This is a genomic window from Sphingomonas bacterium (assembly GCF_903644055.1).
Classification (GTDB): domain Bacteria; phylum Pseudomonadota; class Alphaproteobacteria; order Sphingomonadales; family Sphingomonadaceae; genus Sphingomonas_I.
In genome coordinates this window covers 1-9,416 of sequence record NZ_CAHJXD010000085.1, presented here as the reverse complement: position 1 = coordinate 9,416, position 9,416 = coordinate 1, and the positions used below count along the sequence as shown (strand labels likewise).

The following is a 9,416-nucleotide window of genomic DNA, read 5'->3' as shown; positions in this document are numbered from 1 at the left end:
GCGAAGGGACTCGAACCCCCACATCTTGCGATGGCAGGACCTAAACCTGCTGCGTCTACCAGTTCCGCCACGCCCGCGTCAGGCCGGTCAGGCCGGGCTCCCTATAGCAGGCGCGCGGCGACGGCAAGGTTTGCGGGAGCGCTTCGGAGCCCGGAGCGTTGGCGGAGGAAACGAGGAGAAGATGCGATGGCCAGCCACCCCGATGCCCACCCCGATTCGACACCGCCCCGGCGTTCCGACGATGTCGAGCGCGTGTCCCCCGATGGCGGCACCGACCGTGAAAGCGTGGAGGATACGCCGGGCACCGACGGCGGCACCAGCGGCACCGGGGGCACGAACCATCGCGGCGATCGCGATATTACCTCGTGAGGCGATGAGGGTTATGAAAGGCCGGCCCAGCATAGCGGCGCAGCACTATTAATCTCGCTCAAGGAACCCGCTTCGCTTGCGCTTGGTTGGGCATCCGAGGAGATTGTCGATGAAGCATCTGATCCTGGGCCTGCTTGCCGTTGCAACCGCTGTCACGGGGACGACCTCCGCCGAAGCGCAGCACCGCGGCTACAATGGCAACCCCCGTTACGCGCAGGGCTATGGCCATCGTGGCTATAATAACGGCCAAAATCGCCGTTGGCAGCAGCGCCGCCACCGGGGCAATCGCTATTATTACTATCGCCATGGACGCCGCTATTCGGGCTGGCGTTAAGCCCAACGAACCATCAGCCGCCGGTCTGGTGGGAGGGAATGTAGCCCTCCCACGGCCTAGGCAGCCGCGTGCCCTCAGCGCATCGATCGGTTTCGGCACCACTGCAAGACGCCACAGCCTTTGACGAAGGCGATCCGCCGGTCGCGGATCGGCGCAATGCCGGCCTTCTCGACATGTCCGCCTCAGCCGTGCGACCGAAGCGTCGTCCGCGCAGCGTCAGCCGCCGCCCGTCGAGCGTCGGTAGCGGTACAGCGCCGGCGTATCATCGCGAGCGTTCACTCGTTCGTGCGGTGCCGAGCCATTGCACGAGATCGCGCGCCGACGCCTCCAGCATCGCTCGGAAGAGGGTGCCGAGGCTGGCGGCCTGCTTGCCGTCGAAATGGCGATCGATCGTGGAGACGTGGCGGAGGCCGGGATCGGCGCCGTCGCCATTCTCGGCGCGCCACTCCATTTCGAGATGCGCGTCGCCCGAAAGCGCGCCCCGGTCGCCCAGCCATTGCCTGGCGCAGAGACGGAAGGCGGCGGCCCTGACGACGCCGCGAATCCGCACCTGCCGCCGCGCCGCGACCGTGCCGCCGAGCGAGGCGACGTGCTGCCCTTCGTCCTCGAGGACATCCTGGATGATCTCGCGCCGATCGAGCGCGTCGCCCTGCGGTATGTCCTTCCAGCGGATCGTGCCGTTCGGCAGGCACATCAGCCCCGCGCGCCGGGTGCCGACGACCTCGTCGGGGCTGATCAGGTCGCGCATCCGATCGACGACATAGACCGGCGCGGGCGGCGGTGCGGCCGGCGCGGACGTCGCCGCTAGGAGGATCGCTAGGCAGCCGGCGGAGGCTGCGGCCGGCCTCACCCCAGCGCCTTCTTGAGCAATTCGTTCACCACCGCCGGATTGGCCTTTCCCGCCATCCCCTTCATCGTCTGGCCGACGAAGAAGCCGAAGAGCTTGTCCTTGCCGCCGCGATATTCGGCGACCTTGTCGGCGTTGGCGGCCATCACCTTGGCGATCTCCGCCTCGATCGCGCCGGTGTCGCTGGTCTGCTTGAGCCCGCGCGCCGCGACGATCGCCGAGGCATCCTCGCCCGTTTCCAGCATGATCTCGAACACCTGCTTCGAAAGCGTCCCCGAAAGCGTGCCGTCGGCGACGAGCGCGATCAGTTCGGCCGCCTGCGCGGGCGAGACCGGGCTGTCGGCGATATCCCTGCCCAGCCGGTTGAGCGCGCCGAACAGTTCGGAGGTCAGCCAGTTGGCGGCGGGCTTGGCGACCTCGGTCTCGGGCTTGCCGGTGGCGGCGAGCAACGTCTCGAACCAGCGCGCGGTCTCGACGTCCGAGGTGATCACCGCCGCATTGTAGGGCGATAGCCCAAGCACCTCCTCGTAGCGGCGGCGCTTGGCGTCGGGCAGCTCGGGAAGCGACGCGCGGCAGTCGGCGAGGAACGGCTCGTCGAGCTCCAGCGGCAGCAGGTCCGGATCGGGGAAATAGCGATAATCGTGCGCATCTTCCTTGGAGCGCATCGATCGCGTCTCGTTGCGATCGGGATCGTAGAGGCGCGTTTCCTGGACGATCGTGCCGCCCGCCTCCAGCACGTCGATCTGCCGCCGCGCCTCGCCTTCGATCGTCGCCATCACGAAGCGTACCGAGTTGACGTTCTTGGTCTCGGTGCGCGTGCCGAAGGCGTCGCCGGGCTTGCGGACGCTGACGTTGACGTCGGCGCGCATCGATCCCTGCTCCATATTGCCGTCGCACGAACCGACGTAGCGCAGGATCGCGCGCAGCTTGCGCAGATAGGCACCCGCCTCGGCGGGCGAGCGCATGTCGGGGCGGCTGACGATCTCCATCAGCGCGACGCCCGATCGGTTGAGATCGACGTAGGAGCGCGTGGGATGCTGATCGTGCATCAGCTTGCCCGCGTCCTGTTCGACATGGATGCGCTCGATGCCGATCGTCTTGGGCGGACCGCCTTCGGGCTCGATCTCGATCGAGCCTTCGCCCACCAGCGGATGATAGAGCTGGCTGATCTGATAGCCCTGCGGCAGATCGGCATAGAAGTAATTCTTGCGATCGAAGCGGCTCCAGCGGTTGATCCGCGCATCGAGCGCCATGCCGGTGCGCACCGCCTGGCGGATGCACTCGCGGTTGGGCACGGGCAGCATCCCGGGCATCGCCGCATCGACGAGGCTGACCTGGCTGTTGGGCTCGGCGCCGAATTCGGTGGCGGCGCCCGAGAAGAGCTTGGCCGCGCTCGTCACCTGGGCGTGGACCTCGAGGCCGATCACGACCTCCCACGCGCCGGTGGCGCCTTCGATCGTATAGGGTGCGGATGCGTCAGCCATGGGGGTGCGTCTCGGGTGTAATGAGGTTCAAGTCAGGAAAATAGTTGCCGATACCGCGGTCCCGGGTCAGCAGCGTGGCGTCCAAGACTTCGGCATGCGCCGCGATCAGGAAATCCGGAAGGATCACCTGACGTTTGCCGCCGCGGCGCCGGTAATCGGCAAAAGCGCGGCCGGCGCGATGCGCGACCGCAAGATCAAGATCCAAGAGCTCGACATCAACCGCGGCAAGCGTCTCGCCCAGCGCGGCGGCATCGCTTACCTGGCCAGACAGCTCGGCCGCTACGATGAGGTTCGATACCAGCAACTGATTGGCTGCCTCGGCGGAGAGGACCGCGCGTGACCAGTCGGCCTGCGGCGTGGCCGCGTCTTCCAGCAAGTCGAGCAGGATGTTCGTATCGACGAAGATCAAGGCAGTGGCTCGTCACCGCGCAATTCGGCCATCATCGTATCGACATCCCGGCCGGTGCGATGCCGGGCGGAAGCCTGTCGAAACGCCGCCATGATCCGTGCGCTCCGCATTTCGGGTGTCTCGGCCGCACGCCGGACTGACGGAACGACGACCGCCTCGCCCCGATCGTTGACCCCGACATCGACCGGACGTCCGGGGACCAGACCGATCGCCTCGCGAACGTCTTTGGGGATCAGCACCTGGCCTTTGCTGGTCATATTGGTCGTGGTGCGGCGGTCGAGTGGGGTGTTCATCACATCTCCGGTGTTACCTTTGTAACACCTAGATTTGGAACGTCTACCACCATTGTTCCGGTCGCGCCGTCAACCCCGCGCGCTGTTCGATCGCCAGTCCGGCGTCGAGCACGCCTTGTTCGTCGAGCGGCTTGCCGATGATTTGCAGCCCCAGCGGCAGCCCCTTCGCATCGAGCCCGGCGGGGATCGACATCGCGGGCAGGCCGGCGAGGCTGGCGGGGACGGTGAAGACGTCGTTGAGGTACATCGCCAGCGGATCGTCGCTCTTCTCGCCCAGGCCGAAGGCCGCGGAGGGCGCGGTCGGCGTGAGCAGCAGGTCGCATGTCCCCCACGCCTGCTCGAAATCGCGGGCGATCAGCGCGCGGACCTTCTGCGCCTTGGTGTAATAGGCATCGTAGAAGCCCGCCGAGAGCACATAGGTGCCGATCATGATCCGGCGCTTGACCTCGGGGCCGAAGCCGTCGGCACGGGTCGCGGCATACATGTCTTGCAGGTTGGCGCCTTCGGGAAGATCGCGCAGCCCGTAGCGCACGCCATCGTAGCGCGCGAGGTTGGACGAGGCTTCGGCGGGCGCGATGATATAATAGGTCGGCAGCGCATATCGGGTATGCGGCAGCGAGACTTCGACCACCTCGGCGCCCGCGTCCTTGACCAGCGCGATGCCGCGCTCCCACAAGGCATCGATCTCGGCGGGCATGTCGTCGACGCGATATTCCCTGGGGATACCGATCCGCTTGCCCTTGAGGCTGCCCGAAAGTGCTGCTTCCCAGGCGGGGACGGGCACGTCGAGCGAGGTCGCGTCCTTGCGATCGAAGCCGCTCATCGCCTCCAGCAGGATCGCGCAATCGCGCACGTCGCGCGCCATCGGACCGGCCTGATCGAGGCTGGAGGCGAAGGCGACGATGCCCCAGCGCGAGCAGCGGCCGTAGGTCGGCTTGATCCCGCAGATGCCCGTGAAGGCGGCGGGCTGGCGGATCGATCCGCCGGTGTCGGTGCCGGTGGCGGCGGGGACCATCCGCGCCGCGATCGCCGAGGAGGAGCCGCCCGAGGAGCCGCCCGGCGCAAGCGCGGCGTTACCGCCGTCGTTGCGCCGCCACGGGCTGACGACATTGCCGAAATAGCTCGTCTCGTTGGACGAACCCATCGCGAACTGGTCCATGTTGAGCTTGCCGAGCATCCCCGCGCCCGCGAGGAACAGGCGTTCGCTGACCGTCGATTCATAGGTCGGCACGAAGCCTTCGAGGATGTGGCTGGCGGCGGTGGTCTGCACGCCTTCGGTGCAGAACAGATCCTTGATGCCCAGCGGCACGCCCGAGAGCGGGCGCACCGCGCCGGCCTCGCGCTCCTGATCGGCGGCATCGGCGGCGGCGAGCGCATGTTCGGGGGTCTCGACGATGAACGCGTTGAGCGCGCGGCCCGCCGCGACCGCGTCGACGAAATCCTCCGCCACCTCGCGCGCGGTGAAATCGCCCGCGCGAAAGCCGTCACGGATGGCGGCGACGCCGAGATCGGTGAGTTCGGTCACGTCTTTGCTCCTGGATCCCGGATCAAGTCCGGGATGATCGAATGATGCGGTGCCGTCATCACTCGATCACCTTGGGCACGGCGTAAAAGCCATGTTCGGCCTGGGGCGCGTTGGCGAGAACCTTGTCGCGAATGCCGCCATCGGTGACGACATCGTCACGCAGCCGCAGCGCGTTGGGGATCACCGCCGCGAGCGGCTCGATACCGTCGGTGTCGACCTCGCCGAGTTGCTCGATCCAGCCGAGGATATTGTTGAGTTCGGGCACCAGCGCCGCGACCTCCTCCTCGGTCGTGGCGATGCGCGCGAGGCTCGCGATCTTTCGGACGGTGGCGGCATCGACGGACATTCGGCAATCTGACTTTCGAGCTATGCTTGGTTTCGGCGGCTAGCATCGGCCCTCCCGCCCTTCAAGCGAGGCTGGGGCATCGGAGGCGATTGGACGCGTCCGGGGCAAGGCGCTAGGCGGTCGCGCGGCCATCCCTTATCGTTCATGAGGTCTCCGCTGCTCGCCCGAAGGTTCCTCTATGTCATCGCCGCGCTGATCATGCTGACGCTCGCCGGAGGGATCGGCTGGAACCTGTTTCAGGAACAGATGCTGCGCTTCGCCTTCGTGCCGAGCGGCGATTTCAAGGCTCCGCCGGGCAGGATCGATTATACCAGGCCCGAAAGCTGGGTGGCCCTGCCGCGCATGGCCGACGATCCGTCGCGCTATGTACCCCCCGGCTATACCGCGACGCGCGCGGCGCAGGTGTCGGTCTTCTTCGTCCCGCCGACCACCTATCTCAAGCGCGACCGCTGGAACGGCACGCTCGACGACCGCGAGAGCAATGCGCGGCTCAGGCTGTTCGTCGCCAGCCAGGCGGGCGCGTTCAATTCGGTCGGCGAAGTGTGGGCGCCGCGCTATCGCCAGGCGACGGCGGGAGCCTTTCTCACCAGTGGCAAGGCGGCGGTGCAGGCGCTCGATTTCGCTTATGGCGATGTCGAACAGGCGTTCGATGCCTTTCTGGCGGCGATCCCCCCCGATCGGCCGATCATCATCGCCGGCCACAGCCAAGGCTCGCTCCACCTGATGAACCTGCTCGCGCGGCGCGTCGCGGGCACGCCGGTCGCCCGGCGGATCGCTGCCGCCTATCTGATCGGCTGGCCGGTTTCGGTGAGCGCCGACCTGCCGAAGCTCGGGCTGCCGGGCTGCACGCGCGCGGGCCAGCCCGGCTGCATCGTATCGTGGCAGAGCTTCGCCGAACCCGCCGATCCGAAGATGCTGCTCAAGGTCTACGACGCCACCCAGGGCCTCACCGGCGCCCCGCGCAAGGATACGCCGATGCTCTGCGTCAACCCGCTCACCGGTGCACCGGACAGCGCCGCGCCTGCCAGCGCCAATCTCGGATCGCTGGTCCCGAATGCGGGCCTTTCGAGCGCTGGGGTCACGAAGGCGCTGGTGCCCGCGCGCTGCGATCCACGCGGTATCCTGCTGATCGGCGGCGCGCCCGCGGGATATGGCAGCTACATCCTGCCCGGCCAAAACTACCACGTCTTCGATTATGCCCTGTTCTGGGCGAACCTGCGCGCCGATGCGGAGGCGCGCACCGCCGCCTTCCTCGCCACGCAAAAATGATCACCACCGTCACGGCCGAGTTCTACGCCGCGCTTCCCGAAGGCGGCAGGCTGGCGGGGCTCGATGTGGGCACCAAGACGATCGGGATCGCCTTCTGCGATGCCGGCTGGTCGATCGCCAGCCCGGCCGAGACGATCCGGCGCACCAAATTCGCCGCCGACAAAGCGGCGCTCGCCGCGCTGCTGGCGCGCCAGCAGGTGCGCGGGATGGTGATCGGCCTGCCACTCAACCTCGATGCCAGCGACAGCCCGCGCACCCAATCGGTCCGCGCCTTCGCGCGCAACCTGCTCGATCTCGATTTGCCGATCCTGCTGTGGGACGAGCGCTGGTCGACCGCCGCCGTCACGCGCACCCTGATCGCCGCCGACGCCAGCCGCGCGCGCCGCGCCGAACTGGTCGACAAGCTTGCCGCGAGCTACATCCTCCAGGGCGCGATCGATGCGCTGGCGGGAGGTTTTGCTTGAGATCGGCGATGATCGCATTGCTCATGGCGGGAAGCCTCGCGACTGCCGCCCCGGCCGTGCAGGAGGAGCAGGCCGCGTCGGACGAGATCGTCGTGACGGCGCCGGGTGAGCCCTTTGCCGTGCCCGTCGCCAAATTGCTCAAGGCGGTCGCGGCATTCGACAAGGACCATGCCCGGCTCGCACCGCAAGGCATCCTCTGGTTCGAGCTGAGCCCCCGCGACCCCGCAAAGTGGGAGGGCCTCACCGCCGCCTTGACCGACGGTACGGCGACGATCCCCGTTGTGCTCGATTCGAACGGCCGCTTTCGATTGCCGCCGCTGCCGCCCGGCGATTGGACGTTGCGCGCCAATCGACGCGGATCGAGCCTGGCCTTCCGCGCCCTCGTGCGAACACCCGGCTTCGATGGCGATCAGCGGCGGCTGGGCGACATGCGTCTCCACTGTCGGGTGAACTGGGCGGTGCAGAGCGATCGCTATTCCTTCGTCCAGCGCGCGGGCTTCGGGATGATCGGCGGCTGCGACACCACGCACATCGCCTTCTTCTTTCGCGAGCGGCGAACGATCGCTGCTGCCTCGCTGCGTGGCAGGAGCCTGCCGATCGGCGAGGGCGGCCACAGCTTCTTTGCCCCGGTCGGAATGAAGAAGGTCGGCAATGACGAGATCATCACGCTCGCCTTCCGATGATCCGGCTGCTTGAGCCCGGGCGCCGCTCCGGCTAGGACGCCGCTTTAATGTCCGCACAGCAACCGCGCGCCTTCGAAGACAAGCCGGAGGCCGCGCTGTTCCCGCATCGCCATCTCCTCGGCATCGCCGGGCTTGCGCCGCACGAGATCCTGTTCCTGCTCGACGAGGCCGAGCAATGGATCGCGCTCAATCGCGAGACCGCCAAACATGACAATCGGCTCGCCGGGCTCACGCAGATCAATGCCTTCTTCGAGAATTCGACGCGGACGCTCTTGAGCTTCGAGATCGCGGGCAAGCGGCTCGGCATGGACGTCGTCAACATGCACGCCGCCCAATCGAGCGTGAAGAAGGGCGAGACGCTGATCGATACCGCGATCACGCTGGGCGCGATGCGGCCCGACGTGATCGTCATCCGGCACGAGGCTTCGGGCGCGGTGCACCTGATCGCCGACAAGGTCGATTGCCCCGTGCTCAACGCGGGCGACGGGCGGCACGAGCATCCGACGCAGGCGCTGCTCGACGCGCTGACGATCCGGCGGCGCAAGGGGCGGATCGCCGGGCTGACGGTGGCGATCTGCGGCGACGTGCTCCACAGCCGCGTCGCGCGATCGAACATATTGGCGCTGGGCACGCTCGGTGCCGAGGTGCGCGTCGTCGGGCCGCCGACCCTGCTGCCCGCCGGGATCGAGCGGATGGGGGTGAGCGCCTTCACCGATTTCGACGCGGGGCTGGACGGCGCCGACGTAGTGATGATGCTCCGCCTGCAACGCGAGCGGATGGCGGGGGGCTTCGTGCCCTCGGAGCGCGAATATCATGCGCTCTACGGCCTGACGCCCGAGCGGCTGGCGCGCGCGGCGCCCGATGCGCTGGTGATGCATCCGGGGCCGATGAACCGGGGCATCGAGATCGCCAGTTCGGTGGCCGACGATCTCAACCGATCGGCGATCCCCGAGCAGGTGGAGATGGGGGTGGCGATCCGCATGGCCTGCCTCGACGTGCTGACGCGCGGGCGGCGCGGGATCGCGGGCTGGTGAGTATACTTAAGATCCTCGGCGGCACGAAAGTTGGCGACGGTGCCGTGCAGCACGATATTTTCGTGCGCGACGGCCGGATCGCGGCGGCCGGCGACTCCGCAGAACAGGACGGGGCCGAGACGATCCACGCGCGCGGGCGGCTGATCGCGCCGGGGATCATCGATGTCGGCGTCTTCGCGATCGATCCGCCCGCGTTCCGCGCCGGCGGAATCACGCGAGCGCTGCTGATGCCCGATCAGGCGCAACCGCTCGATTCGGTGGCGCTCGTGCAGCGCCCGGCGGCGGCGGGCAAGCCGGGGGTCTGGCTGTACCCCCTCGCGGCGGCGACGCAGGGCCTGCGCGGGCACGACCTAGCCGAG

The 9,416-nt window shown here is 67.7% G+C and carries 12 protein-coding genes and 1 pseudogene; 7 read left to right on the top strand and 6 right to left on the bottom strand.

The window, feature by feature from the left end:
* The first annotated feature begins 186 nt into the window (after positions 1-186).
* Both HUU94_RS03790 and HUU94_RS03785 read left to right on the top strand, forming a co-directional pair.
* On the top strand, positions 187-369 hold the full coding sequence (locus HUU94_RS03790; protein WP_174273785.1) for a hypothetical protein: 183 nt from the start codon (positions 187-189) through the stop codon (positions 367-369).
* A 109-nt stretch (positions 370-478) separates the two neighbouring features.
* On the top strand, positions 479-703 hold the full coding sequence (locus tag HUU94_RS03785; protein ID WP_174273784.1) for a hypothetical protein: 225 nt from the start codon (positions 479-481) through the stop codon (positions 701-703).
* A gap of 262 nt (positions 704-965) precedes the next feature.
* On the opposite strand, the gene HUU94_RS03780 is transcribed toward HUU94_RS03785, so the two are convergent.
* Genes HUU94_RS03780 through gatC form a run of 6 tightly spaced genes read right to left on the bottom strand, consistent with a single transcriptional unit; the run spans position 966 to position 5,607 of the window.
* On the bottom strand, positions 966-1,553 hold the full coding sequence (locus HUU94_RS03780) for a hypothetical protein (protein WP_174273783.1): 588 nt from the start codon (positions 1,551-1,553) through the stop codon (positions 966-968).
* Complete coding sequence (gatB, locus tag HUU94_RS03775) at positions 1,550-3,034, bottom strand: Asp-tRNA(Asn)/Glu-tRNA(Gln) amidotransferase subunit GatB (RefSeq protein WP_174273782.1); 1,485 nt, start codon at positions 3,032-3,034, stop codon at positions 1,550-1,552. Before gatB ends, HUU94_RS03780 begins: the two co-directional genes overlap by 4 nt.
* Complete coding sequence (locus HUU94_RS03770) at positions 3,027-3,443, bottom strand: type II toxin-antitoxin system VapC family toxin (protein ID WP_174273781.1); 417 nt, start codon at positions 3,441-3,443, stop codon at positions 3,027-3,029. The genes gatB and HUU94_RS03770 overlap by 8 nt, the downstream gene beginning before the upstream one ends.
* Positions 3,440-3,736, bottom strand: coding sequence for an AbrB/MazE/SpoVT family DNA-binding domain-containing protein (locus HUU94_RS03765; protein WP_174273780.1), 297 nt, complete (start codon positions 3,734-3,736; stop codon positions 3,440-3,442). The genes HUU94_RS03770 and HUU94_RS03765 overlap by 4 nt, the downstream gene beginning before the upstream one ends.
* A 43-nt stretch (positions 3,737-3,779) precedes the next feature.
* Positions 3,780-5,261 carry an Asp-tRNA(Asn)/Glu-tRNA(Gln) amidotransferase subunit GatA gene (gene gatA / locus HUU94_RS03760; protein WP_174273779.1) on the bottom strand — a complete coding sequence of 494 codons (1,482 nt, stop codon included), beginning with the start codon at positions 5,259-5,261 and terminating at the stop codon, positions 3,780-3,782.
* Between the two features lie 58 nt (positions 5,262-5,319).
* Positions 5,320-5,607 carry an Asp-tRNA(Asn)/Glu-tRNA(Gln) amidotransferase subunit GatC gene (gene gatC / locus HUU94_RS03755; protein WP_174273778.1) on the bottom strand — a complete coding sequence of 96 codons (288 nt, stop codon included), beginning with the start codon at positions 5,605-5,607 and terminating at the stop codon, positions 5,320-5,322.
* Between the two features lie 144 nt (positions 5,608-5,751).
* Here gatC and HUU94_RS03750 point away from each other — a divergent pair, with 144 nt between their 5' ends.
* From HUU94_RS03750 to HUU94_RS03730, 5 genes and pseudogenes are all read left to right on the top strand, one after another.
* Entirely contained in the window at positions 5,752-6,876 is a 1,125-nt protein-coding gene (locus HUU94_RS03750; protein WP_174273777.1) for a DUF3089 domain-containing protein, read from the top strand.
* Positions 6,873-7,340 (top strand): Holliday junction resolvase RuvX, encoded by a 468-nt coding sequence (gene ruvX / locus HUU94_RS03745; protein ID WP_174273776.1) that lies wholly within the window; start codon positions 6,873-6,875, stop codon positions 7,338-7,340. Before HUU94_RS03750 ends, ruvX begins: the two co-directional genes overlap by 4 nt.
* Before the next feature lie 8 nt (positions 7,341-7,348).
* Positions 7,349-8,023, top strand: coding sequence for a carboxypeptidase-like regulatory domain-containing protein (locus HUU94_RS03740; RefSeq protein WP_174273775.1), 675 nt, complete (start codon positions 7,349-7,351; stop codon positions 8,021-8,023).
* A 47-nt stretch (positions 8,024-8,070) separates the two neighbouring features.
* Positions 8,071-9,057 (top strand): aspartate carbamoyltransferase catalytic subunit, encoded by a 987-nt coding sequence (locus tag HUU94_RS03735; protein WP_174273774.1) that lies wholly within the window; start codon positions 8,071-8,073, stop codon positions 9,055-9,057.
* Positions 9,054-9,416, top strand: a pseudogene (locus tag HUU94_RS03730) (dihydroorotase); the annotation flags it as partial. The gene HUU94_RS03735 and the pseudogene HUU94_RS03730, both read left to right, overlap by 4 nt.